The following is a 22,405-nucleotide window of genomic DNA, read 5'->3' as shown; positions in this document are numbered from 1 at the left end:
AGAAATCAACCCATGCGGCTCACAGCCGCAGCCTTCGAGCGATCGCCCTCGACGCCGTGCGGACGACCGTCGTAGTCAGGACGGAACAGCCCGTGGCAGTCCCCTTCGAGAGACGGCCGGCTCGCGCTACTGAAGGCAGGTCCAGCCGAGCTACTTGCAGTACGGATCCTGGGAACAGTCCGGATCCTTGCAGTCCGTCAGCCCGTCGAAGTCGTTGTCCTTGCCGTCGCTGCAGGCCGCCTCGAAGGGCATGCCGTACAACGCGCCGCCGCAGTTCGGGCTGCCGTTGCAGTCGGGATCGAGGCAGTCCACGAGGTTGTCGCCGTCGTTGTCGACCTTGTCGTCGCAGGCGGTCTCGGTCGGGATCCCGTATTTGCCACCGGCGCAATTGGGCGCCGTCGCGCAGTCGGGGTCGAGGCAGTCCACGAGGGTGTCGCCGTCGTTGTCGAGCGTGTCGGCGCAGTTCGTCTCCATCGGAATGCCGTAGTCCGTGCCGCCGCAGTTCGGCGCCATGGCACAGTCCGGGTCGGCGCAATCGATCAGCCCGTCGAAGTCGTTGTCCTGGTCGTCTTCGCAGTTCGTCTCGAGGCCGGGGATCCCGTACAGAGCTCCCCCGCAGTTCGGCGACGTCGAGCAGTCCGAGTCGGCGCAGTCGATCTTGCCGTCGCTGTCGTTGTCCTTGTTGTCGTTGCAGATGGTCTCCATCGGAATGCCGTACTTGGTTCCGATGCAGTTCGTGGCGCTGGCGCAGTCCGAGTCGGCGCAGTCGATCTTGCCGTCCGCGTCGTTGTCCTTGTTGTCGTCGCAGACTTCCTGGAGCGGATCGCTCTCGCTGTTTCCTCCGCAGCTCACGAAGGCGAGACCCACGCCGACGGCAAACGGCGCCGCCAGCGCCGCTCGCACGAACGTCGGCCAAGGGCGCGGCCTCTTCTTCTGGTCGAGCCTCGCGCAGGCGTCTTCCAGATATTGTCGAACGAGTCTCGCGTGCGGGTTGTCCGCCATGACGACCTCGATTTCGTCGAGATGCTCAGCGTACCACCCGCGCTGCCGCGTGCCGCGCCGGTCGCGCGCGCAAGTGCGCAGCGTTTGCGCACGACGCGGACTGCGCCGCCTGGACACACCAGGGTCGAGGCGTATCGTTCGCTCGGGTCTGTCGTGTTCCGGAGGCGAGCATGATCAAGCTGCTCAGGAAGTACGGATTCGTTCCCAGGGTCGCGGTTTGGGAGCTCTCGCTCCGCTGCAACCTGAGCTGCCTGCACTGCGGCTCGCGCGCCGGCAAGCCGCGACCCGACGAGCTGTCGCTCGCCGAGCTGCTGAAGCTCGCCGACGAGCTCGCCGAGCTCGGCTGCCGCTTCGTGACGCTGGGTGGTGGCGAGCCGCTCCTGCGCCGAGACTGGCCCTTGCTCGCCCAGCGCCTGGTGGAGCACGGCATCAAGGTGGGCATGATCTCGAACGGGCTCGAGTGGACCGACCAGACCGCGCACACCGCGAAGGTCGTGGGTCTCGAGAGCGTCGCCTTCAGCCTGGACGGCTTCGAAGCGAGCCATGACTACCTGCGTCACTCGAAGGGCCTGTTCGGCAAGGTGCTCGGGGCGTTCGCCGTCGCGAAGAAGCACGGGCTCGTCGTCAGCGCGGTGACCACCGTCTACGACAAGAACAAGGGTGAGCTCGAGGCGCTCCGCGAGCTGCTCGCCGAGCACGGCGTCGAGCGCTGGCAGATCCAGCTCGGCACGCCGACCGGGAATCTGGGCGACCACCGCGAGCTGGCGCTCTTGCCGGAAGACATGCTCGATCTGGTGCCGCGCATCGCCGCGATGTGCCGCGACGGCAAGCAGCCGCGCGTCTACCCCGGGCACGACGTCGGATACTACGGCGAGCCCGAGGAGCGCCTGCGCGACCCGAAGGACTCCATCCCGTTCTGGACCGGCTGCCCTGCGGGCTGCTCGATCATCGGCATCGAGAGCAACGGCAACATCAAGGGTTGCCTCTCGCTGCCCTCGGCGGCGAACGGGGAAGACGTGTTCGTGGAGGGGAACGTCAGGAGCACGTCGCTCAGGGACATCTGGCTTCGCGAGGGCGGCTTCGCCTACAACCGCGAGTTCTCGCTGGAGCAGCTCGGCGGCTTCTGCCGGACCTGCGACTACGCCGAGGTGTGTCGCGGAGGATGCACCTGGACCAGCTTCTCGCAGAACAAGCTGTCGAAGGACAACCAGCACTGTTACTGGCGCCAGCTCCGCGAGAAGGAAGGCGCAAAGCCGGTGCGGTTGCCGGTGGTCTAGATTGGGGTGGCGGGCAGGCGCACGGCCGACGCGTGGCACCCTGGCGACGATCACGCCAGGATGTCGGCACATGGATGTCGCGCGTTCTGGGGCGGGCACGTCGCTGCGAGTCGGCATCGATCCACCGCTCTGGCTCGGCTTCTCCGAGCTCGAGGTCGCGCGTGAGGCGGCGGCGATGATCGCGTTCGGTCGCCACATCGCGCCCTCGACGCCCAACGAGCACCTGGCGCGGATGACCTTTCGCGTCGTCTACACCGCGCTCGCGACCGTCCCGGACAGCTGGTGCGCGCGCCTCTCGGACGCTTGCTTCGAGCTCTCGTCGCCCGACTCGGAGTGCGAAACGGCTCGGATCGAAGCGGCCCTCGAACGCCTGGGCCGGCAGCTCTCTGCGCTCTCGGCGGCGCGCTCGGGCGCCTGGCTCCGCACGCTGATCGCCGCGTGGCGCGAAGCGGCGCTGGCGCTCGGCGCGCGCTTCGACGAGAGCGCGCTCAGGCTGTCCCACGCGGAACGTGGGTCGCGAGTGGAGGCGCGCATCGTGATCGAGGGCACACGGCTCGAGACCCGCATCCTGTTCGACGCCCAAGGTGCCCCGCGGCCGACTCCCCTCCCCGGCACCCTCCGCTCACTGGGCTTCCAGGCTCGTGCCTCCCACGGCGCGCACGAGCTCTCTCGCGACGGCCTGGTCTCGGACGCGCGTGCAATCGCCGAGGCGTTGCGGGCCGCGATTTCGTACTCCGACGCGGCGTTCGAGAGCAGGCCGTACAGGTGAGCACAGCGATCGCTGCCGAGTTTGCAGCGCCTTTGCCCGCAAGATACCCTAGCCGGGCAGTGCAGCGACTCCGACTCCTCGCTCTGACGGCATGCCTCTTCGGCGCGCCCGCTGCGATGGCGGCGCCGCCGGCGGACCTGGCGAGCATCTCGAGCCCCAGGGAAGCGTATCAGCGAGCTACTTCTGCCTGGAAGGCCGGCGACAAAGAGGCGGCAGCGTTCTGGTTCGCGCGCGCGGACGAGCTCGAGGCCAGCGACCTGGCCCTGGGCTCCGCGCTGCGCGCGGCGGCCGACGCCGGGCTGCCCGTGCTCTCCATGCTGCTCGCCGCCCGCGCGGAGCGCGCAGGGACCAGCGGCGAAGTCTCCACCCTCGCCGCGAAGGCCCGCTCGAAGTTCGGCGCCAGCGTAGGCAGCGTGAGGGTGAAGTGCTCCGGCACGAGCAGCTGCGCCGCCGAGCTCGACTCGGCCCCTTGGCCCGAGGCCGGCGTGGTCTCGCTGGGCGAGCATCACGTCTCGTGGGATTGCCCTTCGGGACGAGAGACTCGCACGGTCACGGTGACGGCCGGAGCGAAGCTCGAGGTCGACGCGACCTGCGCCGAGCCTGCTTCGCCACCCGCAGCACCGTCGACCACGCCGCCCGAGGCGCCCGCGGCTGCGCCCGTCGAGCCGGCAGGGGCCCCGCCGGCCGCGCCGGCCCCGCCAGCCGAAGCGTCGCGCGGGCTCTCGCCCACGTGGTTCTGGGTCGGCGTCGGGGCGAGCGTCGCGCTCGGGGCGGCGAGCACCTGGTCGGGGCTGGACACTCGCGCCAAGCACGACGACTTCGTGTCCGGCGGGCGCACCGACGCCGAGCTCGAGAGGGACGGCAAGTCGGCCCAGACGCGGACCAACGTGCTCTTCGCCGCCACCGGCATCGCGGCGTTGGTCACCGCCGGCGTGGGTCTGTTCGCCGTACGCTGGCGCTCCGAAGGCGCGAACGTCGCCGTCACGCCAATTCCGAGCGGCGCCACCGCCAGCGTGGGTGTGGGCTTCTAGTGGTCGAGTCACGCTACGAGCTCCTGGCCAAGATCGCCTCCGGCGGAATGGCGACGGTGTACGTCGGTCGCGTGCGCGGCGCCGCTGGGTTCTGGCGCCTGGTGGCGATCAAGCGCGCGCACCCGCACCTGATCCAGCAACCCGGCTTCAGGGCCATGCTGGTCGCCGAGGCGTTGCTCGCGAGCCGCATCCACCACACCAACGTGGTGAGCGTGCTCGACGTCGAGGAGCGGGACGGAGAGCTGCTCCTGGCCATGGACTACGTGGACGGCTCGTCGCTCTCGCACCTGACGCAAGAGGCGCGCAAGAACGGGCAGCCCGTTCCCGCGGCCATCGCCGTTCGCGTGATCCTGGACGCTTGCGCTGGCCTGCACGCGGCCCACGAGCTGACCGACGAGAACGGCAAGCCCCTCGGCGTCGTCCATCGCGACGTATCGCCCCACAACATCTTGATCGGCACCGATGGCGTGGCGCGCATCGCAGACTTCGGCATCGCGAAGGTGCTGCATCACAACGTCAACGCGACGGCGACGGGGGTCCTCAAGGGCAAGCTCAGCTACATGGCGCCCGAATACGTCGCCGACCAGATCCTCGACGCGCGCAGCGACGTGTTCGGGATGGGCGTGGTGCTCTGGGAGCAGCTCGCGGGGAAGAAGCTCTTCCGCGGCAAGACGGACGTGGAGACGCTCTCGCTGATCCGCACCCAGGCGGTGCCCCTGGTGTCGGAGCTTCGGCCCAGCCTCGGGGTCTGGTTCGACGCCCCCACCGCGCGTTCGCTGGAGCGAGATCGAACCCGCCGCTATCCTTCGGCTGGAGAATTCGCGGCGGATCTGGAGCAGGCCGCGCGCCGCGCGGGGCTCTCGTGCTCGCACGCGGACGTCGCCGCGTTCCTCAAGGACTGCCTGGGGCCGGAGCTCGCCGAGCGCCAGGCACTCATCCGGTCGTGCACCAAGGGCGAGCGCGTCGAAGCGCACGACGAGGTCACCGCGAGCATGCCCGAGCCCCAGACTGCGGAGACCGCGACGCTCAGCAAGGAGACGACGACTCTCTTGCGCGCGGAGCTCGACGAGGTCGAGCCGCCACCGACGCCGCTGGGCCAGGTCTCCGCGGTCCCCGACACGTTGCCCGTCGGCTCGCCCGCAGAGGCGACCCAGCCGAGCTTCGCGCACTCCCCGGCCGCTGCCCCGGCGCGCTCTCGTCTCCCTTGGGTCCTGGGTGGCCTCGGCGCCGCGGGGCTGGCTACGGCGCTGGCGGTGCTGGGCTCGAGCTCGAGCACGCCCGAGCCGGCGGCAGCGACGGCCGCCAGCGAGCCAGCCGCGCCGAGCGCCAGCGCGCCCGCACCCGCGGCGAGCAGCGCGCCCGCAACGGTCGCCGAGACCGCGCCCGAAGCAGTCGCCAGCAGTGCGCCCGCACCCGCGGCGAGCAGCGCGCCCGCACCCGCGGCGAGCAGCGCGCCCTCACTCGTCGTCAGCGCACCGCCGCCGCCCGGGCCACGACCGCCCGCGCCCCCTGCGCCGGTGAACGAGAAACCGAAGCCCGCTCCCTCGACGCCATCGAAGCCGCCGGTCGCGGGTTGGTCGCCTCCGGACAACCCCTACAGCAAGTGAGGTAGCGGCTTCGAGGCCGCTGCCGTCGGCGCCAAGGCCGCTCGGCAGCACGACGACGCAGGAAAACAACGGCGTTTTGCGTTGGCACCGACGTTGCTCATGTCCGGTTCGCCACCCGAAAAGGAGAACCACCATGACCCGCCTCGTCTCGTTCAGCGCCGTGTGTATCGCGTTCGTGTCCCTGACCGCCTGCTCCGCCGACGATGGCGGGTCGAGCCTGCGCCAGGCGTACAAGGTCGACCCGGCAGCGAAGTGCGATCCCGCGGACACCAACTGCGCCGGCGAGGACCCCACGGTTCCGCCCTGTGACCCCGCGGACACCAACTGCAAGCCGCCGCCTCCCGTGTCGAACCCCTGCGACGCTCAGGCCGTGAAGTCGGACGAGAGCTGCAAGACCCTGCTCGGGTACACCTGGAACGGCTCGACCTGCACCGAGCTTCACGGCTGCCAGTGCTTCGGTCCGGACTGCGGCTCGCTCTTCAAGAGCGCCGAGGCGTGCAAGGAGGCGTTCGGCTGGTGCGTCGTCCCGGACTGGTGCGGGGAGACGGCGCAGGAGCTCGCCACGCTCCTGGCCGAGGCGCGGAGCTGCAACATCGCCTCCGCGGGCGCGATCGTCTGCGACGGCACGGTGGTCCCCACGACCATGGGCTGCCCGGTGCCGGTCGCTTCGGGCTCTTCCAAGGCCACCATCGCCTACCTGGACCTCTACAAGGCGTACGCCCAGAAGTGCCCGCTCCCCGTGCCGGCGTGCCCGAGCCCGAAGGGCCTGAGCATCGACTGCGTGCAGGGCGCCGACATCGACGGCCTGATGGGAGCCTGCAGCTACGTGCCGGCGCCTTCGACCGGCGAGGCGAAGTGAGGGACTGCGGCGCGGCGATCACACCGAGTGGTCGCCGCGCCGGCTCACGTGCAGCTCGGCTTGCAGACGGCGTCGGGCTTGCAGCAGGTCAGGCCGTACGACGCGCACTGGTCGCCACAAACCGCGTCGCCGCAGTGCAGCCAGGTCCCGTCCCAGCAGCCCGACGGCACGCAGTACTTCTTGACGACCCTCGCGCTGGCGGGCTCAGCGCAGTTCTTCGGCTCCATGCAGCACGTCTGGGTGATGTCGCCGCACGGATGAGCCGCACCGCACTCGAGCCCCACGCACGCCGCGGTGTCGCAGGCGACGCCACCCGCCCCGCCGCTGCCACCACCGGGAGCGCCACCGCTGCCACCACCGGGAACGCCACCGCTGCCACCCCCGGGAGCGCCGCCCGACCCGCCGGTGGTGCTGGCGGCGCTGCCGCCCGCTCCCGCCCCACCCACGCTACCACCGCTGCCGCCCGCTGCTCCGCTGCTGCCCGCGTCGCCCGGCTCCGAGCGCGACCAGTCCAGGGAGCAACCCGGAATCCACAAGAGGACGATCCACTCCCAACGCACGCTCGGGAGGATAGCCGATGCAGCCCCGCTTCGCCGCAGGTATAGTCGAGCCGGTGTCGCAAGAGACGTCCACCGTCACGCTGCACGCGGACGGTCCGCCGCGACCGCGCGCGCCGGTGGGTGTCGTGGTGCAGGTGCTGGACGCTCCGGCCAAGCCGGCGCGCTACGTGCTGTCGGCGGGTCACTGCCGCATCGGCTCGGGCGCGGGCTCCGACGTGCTGATCAACGCGCCGACGGTCTCCCGCGCCCACGCGGAGCTGGAGCTGGTCCCGGAGGGAGTCGCGATCCGCGACCTCGGCAGTCGCAATGGCGTGTTCTACCTGGGCCAGCGCATCGAGCGGGCCACGCTGAGCCTGGGCGCGCAGATCAAGCTGGGGAGCGCGACGGTGGCGCTCTTGCCGGACACCGACGCGCTCTTGGCCGGAGGAGACTACGAAGGCAGCGAGTACCGCGGCGTCCACGGCATCTCGGCCAGCATGCGCCGACTCTTCGCAGTCCTGACCCGGCTCGAAGGTTCGCTCACGACCGTGCTCATCGAGGGCGAGTCGGGGGTGGGCAAGGAGGTGATCGCGCGGGCGGTTCATGCCGGCTCCCGAGTCGACCATGGCCCGCTGGTGGTGCTGAACTGCGGCGCCATCCCCCGCGACCTGGTCGCCAGCGAGCTGTTCGGCCACAAGAAGGGCGCGTTCACCGGAGCCACCGAGAGCCGCCGCGGCGCCTTCCAGTCGGCGGACGGCGGCACGCTGTTCTTGGACGAGATCGGCGAGCTGCCCGTCGAGGTCCAGCCGATGTTGCTGCGTGCCCTGGAGACCGGCGAGGTGCGCCCGGTCGGCGCCGATCGTGTCGAGACCGTACGGGTGCGCGTGCTCGCCGCCACCAACCGAGACCTGGGCGAAGAGGTGCGAACCGGGCGTTTCCGCGAGGATCTCTTCTACCGGCTTGCCGTGGTCCGCATCACGGTGCCGCCGCTGCGCGCGCGGCCCGAGGACATCGCCCTGCTCGCGCAGGGATTCGCCGCCCAGCTGGGAGCCGAGGAGCTGCCGCCGGCGATCCTCGAGCAGCTGAAGGCTCGCCCCTGGCCAGGCAACGCCCGTGAGCTCCGCAACGCGGTCCAGGCCTACGCGGCGCTGGGCGTCCTGCCCGAGGCCACGCGCCCGCGCGGTGCGCTGGTGGATCTCGCGCTGGAGGAAGCCGTGGACGTGCACCGGCCGTACGCCGAGCAGAAGGACGAGCTCGTCGATCGCTTCTCTCGCAAGTACGTGGAGGCCATGCTCGCGCACACTGGCGGCAACCAGACCCTGGCCGCTCGTCTGGCGGGCCTCGACCGCACCTACTTCGGTCGCCTGCTGAGCAAGCTCGGCCTGCGCTGAGCGGCTTCGACTTCGCAAGCAGCGGCCTCGAGGCCGCGAGCGCGCACAGCCTCCCGCGCAGATCTTCGTGCCTTCCGCCTGGCACGCCGCCTGCTCTGAGCAGTCGTGAGACGGAGGCAACATGAACTCGATGACAAGCTCGTGGGTTTCGCTGGTGATCGCGATGGGTGCAGCGGGCCTGGCGGCCTGCGCCGAAAGCGCCGACACGCTGAGCGTGGGCGAAGGCCCGAGCGGCGGCGCAGCCGGCGCTGGCGGAACCGGCGGGGTCGGCAGCATCGGCGGTCTCGGCGGTGCGGGCGGAGTCGGCGGCGGAGCGGCGACCTGCACTGCGACCTTCGCGGCCGGCTTCCTGGAGAGCGGCCTGTCCTCGAGCGACTCCGCGATCTTCGACCACCCTCACGGCGCGGCCGCCCCGTTCGTGTTCGACCCACCCTCCGGCGCGCTCCTGCCCGAGGGTTGGCCGACGCCCACATTCCTGGTCCACACCGACGAGCTGCCCGCCCTCGCGCGGCTCGAGCTCACCGTCGGCAACCAGACCGCGCGGATCACGCGGAAGCCCGAGCCGGCGGAGCAGGCCCATGCTGACAGCGCGGTGAGTGGCTCGTGGTGGACCATCCACGCACCTACCGCGCTCTGGGATGCGGCAAAGTGCGCCGGACCGGCTGGGACGACGCTCGAGGTTCATTGGAACATCGTCTACGCTTCCGCCGGGGCGAGCGCTCCGAACGGCGCCACCAGCGGGACGCTGCGCTTGCTCCGAAACACGCAGGCGCCGGACGTCACCTACTGGCAGATCACGGACGAGGCGTCGGACGCCGAGTTCTCCCTTCAGCGACTGGCCGTGGGCGCGAAGCCTCAGACCCTGGTGAAGCGCAATCAAGGCGAGTGCTTCGGCTGTCACGCCACCAGCCCAGACGGTCAGGACTTCATCCTGCAAACCTCGATCGGGAGCTGGAAGCTCGAGGTCGTGCGGCCCAAGGCCGGGGCGCCCGCCGGAGCGCCCTCCCCGGTCGTGACGCCGAGCGCGCTGTCATTGCTCGGCTCCCAGAGCCTGATGGTCCCCACCACGGCTCGCGACAAGTGGAGCGACCAGAGCGGCCGCTTCGTGGCGGCGGTGACCGGCCCGGGCAGCGCGACCGCCGGTAGGCTGGCAGTGCTTCAGGTCGACGCGCCCGAGGCCACGCTCGGCATCGGGCCGCCGGCGACCGGCAACTCCCCCAAGGACATCGAAGAAATGCTGGTCGCGACGCCCGCGCTGTCGCCGGACGGTCAGCGCATCGCGTACGTCGCCAGCGACAGCATGATCGACGGCTACCACGCGCCGACCGGCTGGAACGCCGGCGGGAACGCGGACCTCTGGCAGATCTCCGTCACGCTCGAGAAGGGTCAGAAGGCCGTGTTCGGCACGCCCGAGCCGGTGCCGTCGGCCAGCTCGACTCCCGAGAACGAAACGTTCCCGCACTGGTCTCGCGACGGCAAGCTGCTCGCGTTCATGAAGAGCGCTCCTGGTCGCGGCGGCTACGACGAGGAGACGGCCAGCATCTGGGTGATGCCCGCCGACGGCAGCAAGCCGGCCGTGGCCATCAGCGCCAACGCGGCGCCGGGCAGCGCCGACCAGAGCGCCCCGGTGTTCCACGGCCTCGGGCTCACCAACTCGTGGCCTCGCTTCGGCGACAGCGCCATCGTCACGCCCGAAGGCACGTACTACTTCCTGCTCTTCAACAGCCGCCGTGGACCCGCCGATCTCTGGGAAGCCCGGCATGCCGGCTCGCAGCCGACCAACGGGCGCCCCATCGCGCACCTCTACGTGAGCGCGGTCTCGGTGAGCAACGACGGGACGCTGACGACCTACCCCGCGGCGTTCCTGCCGGGCCAACGCGTCGACGCTGGCGCGCACACCGGGTCGTTCACCACGGTGACCTCGGTCGCGCCTCCGCCGCCCGAGGTCAAGTGAGCTGTCAACCCTACCCCACCGCGTTGACGATCACCGGCATCCCACCGCGCCAGCGCTTCCACGTCTCGTCGTCGGTCGTGAGCTCGCAGATGAAGTGCGCGACGTTCGCCATGTTCGTCTGGGCAGGCCTGAAGAGACTGCTCACGAGCTCCTCGCTCGTGCGGTACTCGGTGACGTCGCCCTCGAGGAGCGTGTCCGGCCGAACGACGACCCACTCGACGGCCCGGCTGCTCGGCCCGATCTCTCGGACGCAATAGTCGGCGGCGCGCTGGTTGTCTCTGGCCGGCGGCACGAGGCCACGCAGCACCCAGAGGAGCAACCGCTCGAACGCACCACGACGGGTGTCTGCCTTGTCGGACCGATTGACCGAGACGCTGGTCATGACGATGAAGCGCACCGGCGCGGGCGGCTGCGACTCCTCGACAGCGCGCGCCAGGCGGGAGACTGCGCCGACGACGACGTCGAACGGCGGCCCGAAGATGCCCCGGAGGGTGAGGGTGTGACCGAGGCAGGAGATCACGGTGTCGCAGCCCTCGAGATGGCGCCGAAGCTCGGCGGTCCCGAGCGAGAGCAGGTCGGCCTCGACGACCGTCAGCAGCGGGTTGCCTGCCACCCCCTCGGGCAGCCTCGCCGCGGATCGGACGATGGCGCACACGGCGACGCCGCGCTGGAGCAGCTGGGCGAGGACGCTTCCTCCGGTGCGGCCGGTGCCGCCGACGAGGAGCACCGAGTGCTTGGGGGTCATGACGACAACGCTCGTCGCACGAGCGCGCAGGTCTCGTCCATGGCCGCGCGACCCGGCGGCGTCGCCGTCATCGTGACCCAGGCGTGGGTGAGGTCGTCGTGGCGCACGAGGGTCACCGGCACGCCGGCCTCCTTCAGCTTCTCCGCGTATTCGACCCCTTCGTCGTGCAGCGGATCGAACCCCGCGACGGTGACGATGGCCGGCGGAAGCCCCGCGTGGCTCTCGGCCAGGAGCGGGGACGCCAGCGGATCGCTGCGATCGGCGTCAGTCCGGATGTAGTGCCGAGCGAACCACTCGATCAGCGGCTTCGTCAGCCCGAAGCCAGTGCCGAAGGTCGTGAGGGATTTCGAGAGCTGGCGCAGGTCCACCACCGGATAGATGAGGCACTGCACCGCGGGCAGCGCGAAGCCACGGTCGCGCGCGGCCAGGGACACCACGGCGGCCAGGTTCCCGCCAGCGGAGTCACCCATCACGGCGAGGCGACTCGGCTCCAGGCCGAGCCGCTCGGCGTTGTCCAGCACCCAGCGGTAGGCGGCGATGCAGTCCTCGGCGGGGGTCGGGAACTTGTGCTCGGGGGCGCAGCGGTACTCGACATTCACCAGGCGACACCCGGTGCGCGTCGCGACGTAGCGCACGGTGCGGTCGGAGTCGTCGATGTCGCCGATCACGTGGCCGCCGCCGTGGAGCCAGACGATGCCGGGCGAGCGCGCGCCCAGCCCCGGCGGAGTGAGGCAGCGCACGCGGATGCTGCCGCCCTGCACGGGCACCCGCTCTTCGTGCACGGCCGCCATCGGCAGCTCGTCGGCTTGGGTGACCTGAACCAACCGCGCGAGCACGCGGCGCGCGGCCGCGGGCGGCAGGCGCTCCATTTTCGGCGTTCGGTTGAAGTACATCATCGCCTGAAAGAGCGGGTTCAGCGTCCGCCCCTCGAAGACCACCGGCTTGCCACCGGCGATGCGTACGAGCGCTCTGTCCGGCAAGCGGGACAGGACGTGGATCAGGGCGAAGCGTTCCAGCTTTTGGCGCATCGATCGGCTCCCGACGTGGGTCGCCCTGCTATCCTTTCCCGCGGAGGTCCCGGATGTCGACGTCGAAGTCGTCGTTACGCACGATGCTCGTGGCAGCTTTGACCCTGACGCTGGCAGGGTGCGGCGGAGAAGACGGCGGCGGCGGTAGCGGCGCGAACGGTGGCGGCGGCGGCACTGGCGCGTCCGGAGGCGTTGGGGGCGCGGGCGGCAGCGGCGGCAGCGGCGCAGCCGGGGCGGGCGGAGTGGGCGGCGGCAGCATCAGCGGCGTCATCCCCGACGACCGCCTGCCCCTGCCGGGGACGTGGCAGATGGCGGGCGTAGAAGGCGGCATCCCGGCGCGCGAGACGATCTGCGCGGACGTGACGAAGGCGCCCTACGGCGCCGACACCACCGGCGCCACCAGCGCCGTCGCCGCCATTCAGGCGGCCATCGACGCCTGCCCGGACGGACAGGTCGTGTCGGTGCCGGCGGGCAAGTACCTGATTGACGGCACGCTGGTCATCAAGTCGGCGATCACCTTGCGGGGGGCCGGGGCAGCGACCGAGCTCCTGACGTCCGGGAGCTCTGCCGTGCGCATCGGCTCGCTCGGGCCGTGGCCGCCCCCGAAAGCGAACGCCGACTACCGGATGTCGATCAGCGGCGGCGCGACGCGAGGCTCCACCAGCATCAGCGTGGCGGACACCAGCAAGATGGAAGTCGGCAACATGGTGACGGTGAGCGAGGAGGACGATCCAGATTTGGTGTGGACCAAGAGCGGGTTCGTGGGGCGGCACCGCGCCTCGCTGCACTACGTCGAGTCGAAGACGGCGACGTCGGTCACGGTACGCCCGCCCGTTCCCGTGGATTTCACCCGCAAGCCCGAGCTCGCCTTCTATCCGGGCGTCACCCAAAACGCCGGCATCGAGCGCATCAAGTTCAAGGGGAACGGCAGCAACCCCGCTCAGTTCATCCAGATCGAGAACGCCTGGAACGTGTGGGTGGCCGGCTGCGAGTTCAGCGACATGCCCGCAAAGACGGTCGTCGTCACCTGGTCGGGACACGTGGAGCTCCGGAAGAACTACCTGCACGACCAGAGCAACGGCGGGCCGAACTCCGAGGCGCTGGATCTGCTCACGGACGTGAGCTGGAGCCTGGTCGTGGACAACGTGGCGGTGGCCGCGGGCTTCCCGGCCATCGTGCTCGGCGACGGCGGCGCGGGCGCGAACTACTCGGGCGGCTTCGGAAACGTCGTCGCGTACAACTACTGCGTCGACTCCTACTACACGGATCCGCCGACCTCGCCCAACCACGGCATCATGGCCGCCGACATCGGCACCAACCACAGCCCGCACCAGCAGTACACGCTGGTGGAGGGGAACGTCGTGGGGAAATTCGGCTCCGATGCCTACCACGGCAGCAGCTCGCACACGGTGCTCTTCCGCAACCTGCTCACGGGCAAGAACGCCTGGACCAACGCCAAGGATCGCATCGCCGTGCAGATCGACCGCCGCAACCTGTACTACTCGCTGGTCGGCAACGTCCTGGGCGAGGTCGGCAAGCCGGCGACCCACGAGTTTTTGGACAAGAGCGTGTCGTCGGATCTGGACGAGACCACGCTCTACCGCCTGGGCTTCCCCGACGTCGGCAACCAGGGTTTCTCCGGCACGCACCCGCCGGACGCGATCCCGAACAGCGACGGCGGGCCTCGGGATCTCTACGTCGATCGCGACGACACCAGCTACGGCACCACGCTCATCGAAGGCAACTGGTCGTCGGTGAAGAGCGCCCAGGATTGGACGATCACGCCGGCGGCGCTTCCGCCGAGCTTGTTCCTGACGGAGAAGCCCGCCTGGTTCGGCGCGCTGGCGTGGCCGCCGATCGACCCCGCGAATCCGGTCACCGACGATCCCACGCTGATCCCGGCTGGCTACCGCTACCTGAAGGGCGCGGACCCCTGAGGTCAGTAGTGCATCTTCACGTCGGGGTTCTCGCGGAGCCAGGCCAGGGTGCGTTCGAGGCCTTCGGAGTACGGGGTCGGGCGGAGGTCGAAGCGCGCTCTCGCCTTTCCCCCGTCGAGCAGGATCGGGTCTTCCCACAGGTGCAGGATGTCGGCGAAACCGCGGGCGCTCGGGGACAGCACACCCGCCGCGCGCACGACCCAGGTCGGGAGTGCCTGGAGCTTCCCCCGCCCGCCTGACTGGCGAATCGCTTCGCTGAAGAAGGCGTGCGGCGTTATCGCGCCGGCGCCGGGGAGGTGAAAGACCTCGTTCGCGGCGCTCGCGTCGGTTGCGACGTCCACTAGCAAGCGAGCGGCGTCGGGCATGTACACGAGCTCGATTTCGAGCTCCGGATCGCCGAACCAGCGCGCGGTCTTGCCCTGCGCGATGTTGCGGAGCGGAGGTCCCGTCAGCGTGGTCACGTGCGGGCCATAGAACTCCGGCAAGCGCACCACGCTGTAGGACACGCCCGAGCCGCGCAGCGTCGCCTCGTTGGCCGCGCGCGTTCGGCCCTTGCTCGAGCTGGGTGCGTGAGGCTCGCGTTCGTCGTAGCGCTTGCCCGGAAGGCCGCGGCCGAACACCCAGACGTTGCCCGGGTAGACGAGGCGCGCTCCGGTGCGGCGGCACGCCTCGATGGCCGTGTCGAGAAGCCCGGTCACGCTGCGCTCCCAGTCCGCGCTGAAGCTCACGTTCACCGCGTGCACGAGCGCGGCGGCGCCATCGGTGAGCCGGACCAGATCTCCGACCGCGAGCGCGTCGCCACGCATCGCCGTCGCCCCCTCCGGTAACGCCGCCTCCCGGCGCGTGAGCGCGCGCACCGCGATGCCGCGCCGCGCGGCCTCGGCGACCACGTTGGCGCCGAGCCCACCTAGCGCGCCGGTGACCGCGAGCTCGGCCGTCATTCAGGCTCGGCCTCCGCTTCGAGCGCCTGGCTGAGGAAGTCCTTGAGCAGGAACATCTGCTGCGTGCTGAGTCCTTGACCGACGAACGCCGCGCCGAAGGTCAGCGCCGCGATCAGAGCCGTCCCCGGAGCCACCCAGAGCCCCCAAGGCCGCTCACTCATCATCCACTGCGCGGTCGCGAAGATCAGCGCGCCGAACGTCGCCATGCACGCGATGGCGCAGGCGCCGACGTACATGGTCCAGACGTGGGGGTGAGGCGCGAACCGACCGTGGAGCCTCGAGCCGCTCTCGGTCGGCGTCACGTCGAGCGCGAGCCACGGCGACCAGAGGTGTGTGTCCCGGCGCGGCACCGTCAGCTCGATGCGACCCGGGAAGGCCTTGCCCACGACCGAGCTGCTGCGAACGAGGGCCGCTCGCACCCGTGCCACGACCTCCGCGGGCGGATGTTCCGTCGTCAGATCCAGCCGAGGTCGAGCCTCCGGCCGCTCCGGCGCCGCACCCTGGTCGCTCATGCGCGGTCCAGGGTACGCGCAGATCCGTGGAGCGTGCAGCTCCGAGTGGCGGGGCGTACGCTAGTCCGCCCATGCGTCGCTCCCTGCTCGTACCGTGGCTCGCGCTCCTGGGCTGCGCCGCGCCACGACCGAACGGCGCCACGGAGCCCGGCGTCGAGGTCGGTGAGCCCCCGCCGACGGCGCCGCGCTCTGCCCAAGGCACGCCGAGCGGGGACTGTCCCCCCGACGAGCCGGCGCCCCCCGCCAGGCGCCGGCCGAAAGGGCCGCGACCGTTCATCAACGTGCTGCCGCACCAGGACGTGCCGCTCACCCCCACCACGCCCGCGCGCGACGAGCGCATCGGCAAGGTCACCTGCAAGGCCAAGCACGAGGTGTGGCGCGACGAGCAGGGCCGCCTCCGGGTCTGCACGGTTGCGCAACCGGCCACGCTCTTCGGCATCGACGTCGCCCGCGACGCCTACACACACTTCTACGAAGACGGGCGCCCCTACCAGACCCACCTGGCGCGCCCGCACGACTTGACCACCGCCAAGGGCGACACCGTGCCTTGCGCGGCTGATCTGGTCGTGCTCTCGACGAGCGGCAACCTCGAGCACTGCAAGCTCGCGCGCCCGGCGACGTTCAGCGGCGTCGCCTGCCGCAAGGGCGAGAGCGTCGGCTTCCACGCGAGCGGCGCGCTCGCCGGCGCGGTGGTGGACACGCCGGTGACGGTCGCCGGCGCGGAGCTCCCCGCAGGCACGCGCCTGCACTGGTTCCCAGACGGCAAGCTCGCGGGCGGCTGGCTCGCCGAGGCCGCGCGGCTCGACGGCGTGCTCGTGCGCTGGGAGTTCGCGCTCCACCCGAACGGCCGTCTGCGCGCCTTCTCGCTCGAGGAGCCCCGCAGCATCGGCGGCCACGCCTTCGAGAAACGCGCGAAGATCGAGCTCCGACCGGACGGCAGCTTGAAGTACGCCGAGTTCGAGGTGGCCCACGGCTTCATGCCTCACGGCGAGCCGTGGCACGACACCAAGTACGTGCGTTACGACTGCAAGAACCGCGTGCTCGGCGAGTACGTCGAGCACTACCAGGCGGACATGGCGCCGTGGCAGTTTCGGAAGAAGTGAAAGTGGCGATCGCCACCGCTCGCCACCGGCGGCCAGTCGCGGGCGAGGCGAATCGCCCGAGGAAACGTAGTGGCATGCCGTCTGCAATCCGCCGGCCGAGAGCGGCCCGTGAAGTCGCTCCCCATGCGAGGTAAGCTACCGATGATGGTCGGCGGTATCGGAACGAGCGCGCGGATCGAGCTTCGCTACGAGGTGCGGTCCGTGCCGGACGCATGGGAGCTCCCGGAGATCCTCGTGCCCGAGTCACGCCCCCATGAGCTGTTGGTCGAGCACCTGAAGGGGTTGTTCGTGGCCTGGCTGGAGCGCACCGGTCGCGACGCGATCGTCGCGCGCAACCTCGCGTTCCGCTGGATCGAGGAGCGCCCGAGCATCGGCGTGGACCCCGACCTCTGCCTGGTCGAGCCCACGCCGCCGGGCCACGCGCGCCTGACCAGCCTGTGCACGTGGAAGCCTGGACACAGCGTGCCGCGCCTCGCGATCGAGGTCGTGAGCCCCGGCCACCCGTACAAGGACTACGCGGTGGTGCAGGACAAGTACGCCGTGTCGGGCGTCCGAGAGCTGTGGGTCGTGGACGCGCTGCTCCAGGGGCCGCGCGCCTACGGAGGCCCCGTTCCCTTGCAGCTCTGGCACGCCGAGCGCGGAGGCCCCTTCCGTTGCGTGTACCGCGGCGGCGGGCCTTTCGAGAGCCCGCTGCTCGGCGCCTGGGTCCGGGTCGCCGGCGAGAGCGTCGAGATCGCCGACGAGCCCGGCTTCGCGCAGCGGTGGCAGACCCCGCTCGAGGTCGAGCGCGCGGCCAAGGAGCAGGAGCGCGCGGCCAAGGAGCAGGAGCGCGCGGCCAAGGAGCAGGAACGCGCGGCCAAGGAGCAGGAGCGCGCGGCCAAGGAGCAGGAGCGCGCCCAGAGAGAAGAGCTCGAGCGCCGGGTGAGCGAGCTGGAGGCGAAGCTCGGGCGCAAAGGGTGAGCCCTAGCGCCCGCCGTTACTCCGCGAGGGACATGCACCACGGCGGACCGCCCGTGATCTTGCTCGCGCAGATGTAACCCTGCTCGGGACAGAATTCGTCACCGCAGAGGCGGCCGCTCGGAGCAGGGCACGCGGCGGCTTCGTCGCGGGTGAGGTCACTCAGCCGGTAGCTGCCCGCAAAAGCACCACAGGTGGGCCCGACGCCACGCGCAGCGAGCGTCCACGCGCCATCCGCCCGCATTCGTTACCCGAGCACGCAGCCTTCGCAGTACGCGACCGGCCCGTTGGCGTCGTCGTTCAGGGGCTCGCAGATGAACTAGTCCATCCCGAGCACTCTGCCGTCCTCGCCGAGCGTGATGCACACGTCGGCACGCGCCGGCCGCAGGAACGAGGTCTCCAGCTGACCCCGGGCGACGACGACTCCGCGTTCCTCCGAGGGCGGGGGCGCCAAGAAGGCCGACGAGGAAGACTGCACGTCGTCGCGCGCCGGAACGGCCATGTCGGTGACCCCGGACGTTTCGGGAGCGGCGCGATCGTGAGCATCGGGGGTGCCACCGCACCCGAAACAAACGAGCAAAGCAGCGGTTGCGTGAGCAGTGAGTGTGTAGGCGTTCACGTTGGGGGCTCTTGCGGGTCGCCTCGACCGTCATCCGGGCAGAAGCCCAGTCTTCACTTTGTGAACGTCGCGGTGGCAGTGGACCGACACCAAGCGCGCGCCGCTCCATCGCACAGTGCATAGTCATTTCTTAACTGCGCCGAGCTCATTTCGAATGATGTGACGGTCGCAGAGTCTTCCCATGAGGTCGTGTGCGCACCTATGATCGCTTCGGGAGGTTCGGACGGCTTCGTGAAGCGCATGGCCATGGCGTTCGTCGCCGCGTCGCTGCTCGCCTGCGAAGACAGCGCGCTCGACGACTGCGCGCCCGGCCTGGACAGCTGCGCCGGAACCTGCGTCGACACGCGGATCGACTGGAGCCACTGCGGCGCGTGCGGGCGCGCCTGCGGGGAAGGGATCGGGTGTTTCGGCGGCGTGTGCACGAGCCCTCAGCCGATGTCCATTCCCCGGTCCGGACACGGAGTCGTGGTCGGACCGGACGAGCGGATCTGGGCGCTCGGGGACAGCGGCATGCCCAGCCCGACAGGCGCTTCGGAGGCGTACGATCCAAGCACCAACCACTGGACTCCCCTGCCCGCGCTCCTCGAGAAGCGCCGTGACGTGTTGGTCGCCGTCAACCTTCGTGGCGCGGTTCACGCCATTGGCGGCCAGCGACTGAACGTCCCCCTCGACACGGTCGAGCGACTCGATGTCAGCGCGGAGACCTGGACTAACTCGGCGAAGCTCACGAGCCCGCGCGGTGCGCCGGCCGTCGCGGTCGGTCGCGACGAGAAGATCTACGCCGCTTGGGGTTACAGCGAGCTCGTCGGCGAGCCCACCATCGTTCCGACCCTCGACGTCTTCGACGGACTGAAGTGGACGGCCGAGCCCGCGCCACCGCCGGAGGTCATCCCGCGCTTTGGCGCGGTCGCGGTGGGCGCCGAGGACGGGAGCATCCTCTTTCTGGGCGGCTGTAAGACCGGCGCCGCCCTCGGGATGACCGCTGTCGATGCGTACCATCCGGACACGAAGACATGGGAGCCTTTGCCTGCACTGAACTTCCCGCGCTGCGCGGCGGCCGCCGTGGTCGCGCCCGACGGCCGCGTCTTCTGCTTCGGCGGAAGGGACGCCTCGGGGCAGGAAAGCGCCGCGGTCGAGCTCTACGATCCGGCGGAGAAGGAGAAGGGCTGGCAGTCAGCCGCCTCGATGCCAGAGCCTCGCGCGTACATGGGAGCCGTAGCGGCAGGGGATGGGCGCATCTACGTGGTAGGCGGATGGGTTTACCCCAACTCGCTGGAAACGACGCTGGTGTACGACCCGGCGACGGATCGGTGGGCGTGGTGAGCGCGACTGGCTCTTGGAGAGCGCTCGCGGCGCTGGCTGCCTGCGCCGGGTGGACGGGGCTCTTCGCCGCCGCTTGCGGAGATGCCCCACCCGAGCCCCCGGCGGACCCTGTGCGCGCCGGCTGCCTCAAGCTCGCGCGGACCTGGTGCGAGTCCAAGGCGCTCTGTCTGAGCGCGACGTTCGCCAGCGAGTACGGCAACGACGAAGAGGAGTGCGTGCTGCGCCAGGCCCTCCTCTGCGAGCGCACCCGCTTCGGCCCTGGCAGCACGCTCACCGCCGAGGGTCTCCATGGCTGCGCAGAAAGGGTCGAGGCCAACCTCTCCGCGAAGGACGTGAACGGGCGCTGCGAGACCTGGCTACGCTGGGAGGTCACGCGTAGCGCTCCCGGGGAGTGCCTCACGAAGGGTCTGCTCCCCGACGGTTCGCTCTGCTTTCGCGGCAACCAGTGCCAGACGGGGGACTGCGTTCCGTCGGCTGCTCCTTGCGGGACCTGCAAGCAAGCCGCGGCGCTCGGCGAGCCCTGCTTCGAGGACGCCGACTGCGAGCGAGGCCGCGCGTGCGGCGCCAGCGGCGAGTGCGTCGCCTACAATTCCCTGGGGGCCCTGTGTGGAGCGGACACACCGTGCCTTCCGGACGCCACGTGCGGGAGCACCTTCCAGTGCCAGAGTCGCGCCGGTGAGGGCGAGCTCTGCGACGCCGCGCGGGACGGCTGCGAGCTCTGGCCCGAGCAGCTCGCGTGCAACCCGTCCACGACTCGCTGCGAGCGCTACGCCTTCGCCTCCGAGGACGAGGAGTGCGGCGAACTGACCGATGGCCCAGTGGCGCTCTGCACCCGGGGTCTCGTCTGCGAGGTGACCACGGCTACGAGGAGGGGTGTCTGCGTCCCCGCCACCGCCGACCGGTACGGGTGTCTCCAGCAGCCGCAAGCCCTGCCGAAGCGGTACCCCTTCGGCGGGCCCTGCCAGGCGCCCGCCACTTGTAGCTCGCTGGGGCGCTGCGGGATAGCGGACGCCGCCATGTGCGATTGGATGCAGCTCCCATGACCGTGCTCGGCGCCGCTGCCGGACGGACTCGTCGCCGCATCCTCGCGGTGGCCCTGTCCGGCGTGGCGAGCTTGCCGCTCTGGAGCTGCCGGCAGCTGGCGAGCCTGGAGGAACGAGCGGCCTGCGAGGGGCTGAGCGCGGCGCTCGGGTGCGACGCGTGCCTAAGGGCCGAGTGCTGCGACGCGGCCGCGGTCTGCAAAGCGGACCCGGAGTGCGCCGCCATCGACGCTTGCCTCGGGGCTTGCTCCACCGAGGACTGCACCGCGAAGTGCCACCAACAATACGAGGGCTCGTTTCGGGGCGAGCACGCGGCGCTGGCGAGCTGTCGTGCGCGTGCATGCAAGGAGACCTGCGGGGTGGAGTGCGGCGGATACCCCTTCGAGAAGGAGTTCTGCGCGACCTGCAGCAACGCCCAGTGCTGCACCGAGGCCACCGCATGCGGCGAGAGCACGGAGTGCCTGGCGCTCCTGTACTGCAGGCAGAGCTGCGCCTTCATCGACTCCGCGTGCCACCTCGAGTGCGAGCATCGCCACCCGAACGGCGTGCTGCCCGCCGTCCAGTTCACCGGGTGTCTCCTCGAGAGTTGCGCCAGAGACTGCGGGTATGCCCCGCCGGACCTGAGCTGCTCCCACGACCCGGAGTGGCCCGGACCAGTCAACGAGCTCGAGGTCGACGTCATCGCGAGCTGGATCCCGCTGGCGCCGCCAATGCTGCCCGACCCAGGCGCGGTCGTCCGGCTCTGCGAGCCCACGGACGAGACCTGCTCCGCGCCCCTCACCGAGGGCACGACGAACGAGGCTGGCCACGTGCGGCTCTCGGTGAACCACGGCGCCATGGGGTACATCTGGGTCGACGGCAGCGCACCGGTCCTCTTCTATCCTGGGGTGAACTGGCGCGTGTTCGACCCACGAAGCGCGCGGACCTTCGTCTGGACTATCAACAGCTACAAGCCCGAAGACTTCGCCTTTTTGATGGCCCACCAGACCGCCATCAACAAGCAGAAGGGCCACATCTGGTTCCACCTGAACGACTGCTCCAACCTCTGGCTCCCCGGCGTGACGGTTTCGCTGAAGCCTCACGATCCGGAAGTGGTTGCCTACTACGGTTCGGCCGGCGAGCAGAGCTCGACGGCCACGTCCTTCCCCCCACAAGGCGGCTTCCTCAACGTGATACCAGGCAAACACGTGCTCGAAGCCCGGAGCCGAGACAAAGGCGACTGCGTGACCCGGCGCGAGATCGTCGTGCGCGCGGGCGCAGAGACCCAGCTCGCGCTGACACCCGGGGGCTGCCTGCCCGAGGATGCTACGCCGTCCGCGCGACCCGGGAGCTGTACGGACAAGTGCCTCGACGCCTTCCCGGTTGGCCCCCTCGACGCCGCGTGCCGGTGCGACGCCGCCTGCGCCGCCTTTGGGGACTGCTGCGCGGACTTCGACGCTCTCTGCAAGCCCATCAAGTTGCCCGCGGGTTGCTTGCTCGATCCGAGCTTCGTCGCGCTCTGCAATCCGGTCACCAATCAGGGCTGCGGAGCCGCCGAGGCCTGCGACTTCGCAGGCGGTGGTTTCAAGTGCTACGCGGAGGGCAACATCGGTGTGGCCGGAGCAGCCTGCGAGCCCAGCAAGCTTGAGTACTGCATCGCTGGTTCCACCTGCGACGCCACTAGCGGAATGTGCCAGAAGTTCTGCTGCCAGGACTCGGACTGCGCCGCCGGAGGCTGCGTCGCCTTCGACGACTCGCTCGGGACGCTCGGGTTGTGTGCGCCTCCGTGAGG

General features: G+C 70.3%; 19 protein-coding genes and 2 pseudogenes. 14 read left to right on the top strand and 7 right to left on the bottom strand.

The annotated features are described in order from the left end of the window. Positions 1-150: 150 nt before the first annotated feature. Positions 151-1,002: a hypothetical protein gene (locus HS104_34145; protein ID MBE7484997.1), complete on the bottom strand. Its 852-nt coding sequence runs from the start codon at positions 1,000-1,002 to the stop codon at positions 151-153. Between the two features lie 170 nt (positions 1,003-1,172). On the opposite strand from HS104_34145, the gene HS104_34140 reads away from it, so the two are divergent. From HS104_34140 to HS104_34120, 5 genes are all read left to right on the top strand, one after another. Continuing rightward, positions 1,173-2,279 carry a radical SAM protein gene (locus HS104_34140; protein MBE7484996.1) on the top strand — a complete coding sequence of 369 codons (1,107 nt, stop codon included), beginning with the start codon at positions 1,173-1,175 and terminating at the stop codon, positions 2,277-2,279. A gap of 70 nt (positions 2,280-2,349) precedes the next feature. Continuing rightward, a complete protein-coding gene (locus HS104_34135; GenBank protein MBE7484995.1) occupies positions 2,350-3,048 on the top strand; it encodes a hypothetical protein in 699 nt (232 codons plus the stop codon). Between the two features lie 59 nt (positions 3,049-3,107). Next, positions 3,108-4,079 carry a hypothetical protein gene (locus HS104_34130; protein ID MBE7484994.1) on the top strand — a complete coding sequence of 324 codons (972 nt, stop codon included), beginning with the start codon at positions 3,108-3,110 and terminating at the stop codon, positions 4,077-4,079. Then, positions 4,079-5,686, top strand: coding sequence for a serine/threonine protein kinase (locus tag HS104_34125; GenBank protein MBE7484993.1), 1,608 nt, complete (start codon positions 4,079-4,081; stop codon positions 5,684-5,686). The genes HS104_34130 and HS104_34125 overlap by 1 nt, the downstream gene beginning before the upstream one ends. Positions 5,687-5,819: 133 nt before the next feature. Beyond that, on the top strand, positions 5,820-6,545 hold the full coding sequence (locus HS104_34120) for a hypothetical protein (GenBank protein ID MBE7484992.1): 726 nt from the start codon (positions 5,820-5,822) through the stop codon (positions 6,543-6,545). 44 nt (positions 6,546-6,589) lie between these two features. Here the strand turns inward: HS104_34120 and HS104_34115 are convergent, their stop codons facing one another. Then, positions 6,590-7,105, bottom strand: a complete 516-nt coding sequence (locus HS104_34115) for a hypothetical protein (GenBank protein ID MBE7484991.1) — start codon at positions 7,103-7,105, stop codon at positions 6,590-6,592. A 17-nt stretch (positions 7,106-7,122) separates the two neighbouring features. Between HS104_34115 and HS104_34110 the strand changes: the two genes are divergently transcribed. Together HS104_34110 and HS104_34105 are read left to right on the top strand one after the other, a co-directional pair. Further along, on the top strand, positions 7,123-8,475 hold the full coding sequence (locus HS104_34110; GenBank protein ID MBE7484990.1) for a sigma 54-dependent Fis family transcriptional regulator: 1,353 nt from the start codon (positions 7,123-7,125) through the stop codon (positions 8,473-8,475). 121 nt (positions 8,476-8,596) lie between these two features. Continuing rightward, positions 8,597-10,429, top strand: coding sequence for a PD40 domain-containing protein (locus tag HS104_34105; GenBank protein ID MBE7484989.1), 1,833 nt, complete (start codon positions 8,597-8,599; stop codon positions 10,427-10,429). 10 nt (positions 10,430-10,439) lie between these two features. On the opposite strand, the gene HS104_34100 is transcribed toward HS104_34105, so the two are convergent. Together HS104_34100 and HS104_34095 are read right to left on the bottom strand one after the other, a co-directional pair. Beyond that, on the bottom strand, positions 10,440-11,174 hold the full coding sequence (locus HS104_34100) for an SDR family oxidoreductase (protein ID MBE7484988.1): 735 nt from the start codon (positions 11,172-11,174) through the stop codon (positions 10,440-10,442). Continuing rightward, on the bottom strand, positions 11,171-12,202 hold the full coding sequence (locus HS104_34095) for an alpha/beta hydrolase (protein ID MBE7484987.1): 1,032 nt from the start codon (positions 12,200-12,202) through the stop codon (positions 11,171-11,173). Before HS104_34095 ends, HS104_34100 begins: the two co-directional genes overlap by 4 nt. Positions 12,203-12,285: 83 nt before the next feature. On the opposite strand from HS104_34095, the gene HS104_34090 reads away from it, so the two are divergent. Further along, positions 12,286-14,139, top strand: coding sequence for a right-handed parallel beta-helix repeat-containing protein (locus HS104_34090; GenBank protein ID MBE7484986.1), 1,854 nt, complete (start codon positions 12,286-12,288; stop codon positions 14,137-14,139). A gap of 2 nt (positions 14,140-14,141) precedes the next feature. On the opposite strand, the gene HS104_34085 is transcribed toward HS104_34090, so the two are convergent. Together HS104_34085 and HS104_34080 are read right to left on the bottom strand one after the other, a co-directional pair. Continuing rightward, positions 14,142-15,080: a sugar nucleotide-binding protein gene (locus HS104_34085; GenBank protein MBE7484985.1), complete on the bottom strand. Its 939-nt coding sequence runs from the start codon at positions 15,078-15,080 to the stop codon at positions 14,142-14,144. Continuing rightward, positions 15,077-15,592: a hypothetical protein gene (locus tag HS104_34080; GenBank protein ID MBE7484984.1), complete on the bottom strand. Its 516-nt coding sequence runs from the start codon at positions 15,590-15,592 to the stop codon at positions 15,077-15,079. The genes HS104_34085 and HS104_34080 overlap by 4 nt, the downstream gene beginning before the upstream one ends. Positions 15,593-15,663: 71 nt before the next feature. Here HS104_34080 and HS104_34075 point away from each other — a divergent pair, with 71 nt between their 5' ends. The 3 genes and pseudogenes from HS104_34075 to HS104_34065 all read left to right on the top strand — a co-directional run bounded on the left by HS104_34075 (position 15,664) and on the right by HS104_34065 (position 17,655). Then, positions 15,664-16,695, top strand: a complete 1,032-nt coding sequence (locus tag HS104_34075) for a hypothetical protein (GenBank protein MBE7484983.1) — start codon at positions 15,664-15,666, stop codon at positions 16,693-16,695. A 123-nt stretch (positions 16,696-16,818) separates the two neighbouring features. Then, a pseudogene (locus HS104_34070) lies at positions 16,819-17,268 on the top strand (Uma2 family endonuclease). 167 nt (positions 17,269-17,435) lie between these two features. Further along, a pseudogene (locus HS104_34065) lies at positions 17,436-17,655 on the top strand (hypothetical protein). A gap of 316 nt (positions 17,656-17,971) precedes the next feature. Here HS104_34065 and HS104_34060 read toward each other — a convergent pair. Beyond that, positions 17,972-18,154, bottom strand: coding sequence for a hypothetical protein (locus HS104_34060; GenBank protein ID MBE7484982.1), 183 nt, complete (start codon positions 18,152-18,154; stop codon positions 17,972-17,974). Positions 18,155-18,502: 348 nt separating this feature from the next. Here HS104_34060 and HS104_34055 point away from each other — a divergent pair, with 348 nt between their 5' ends. From HS104_34055 to HS104_34045, 3 genes are read left to right on the top strand one after another with little or no spacing between them, the layout of a single operon-like run. Further along, positions 18,503-19,594, top strand: coding sequence for a hypothetical protein (locus HS104_34055; GenBank protein ID MBE7484981.1), 1,092 nt, complete (start codon positions 18,503-18,505; stop codon positions 19,592-19,594). Continuing rightward, a complete protein-coding gene (locus HS104_34050) occupies positions 19,591-20,637 on the top strand; it encodes a hypothetical protein (protein ID MBE7484980.1) in 1,047 nt (348 codons plus the stop codon). The genes HS104_34055 and HS104_34050 overlap by 4 nt, the downstream gene beginning before the upstream one ends. After that, positions 20,634-22,403, top strand: coding sequence for a hypothetical protein (locus tag HS104_34045; GenBank protein ID MBE7484979.1), 1,770 nt, complete (start codon positions 20,634-20,636; stop codon positions 22,401-22,403). Before HS104_34050 ends, HS104_34045 begins: the two co-directional genes overlap by 4 nt. Positions 22,404-22,405: the final 2 nt, after the last annotated feature.

The sequence above is a fragment of the Polyangiaceae bacterium genome, from assembly GCA_015075635.1.
Lineage (GTDB): Bacteria > Myxococcota_A > Polyangia > Polyangiales > Polyangiaceae > JADJKB01.
The sequence above is the reverse complement of the archived record's forward strand: the minus strand, read 5'-3'. Positions and strand labels throughout refer to the sequence as shown.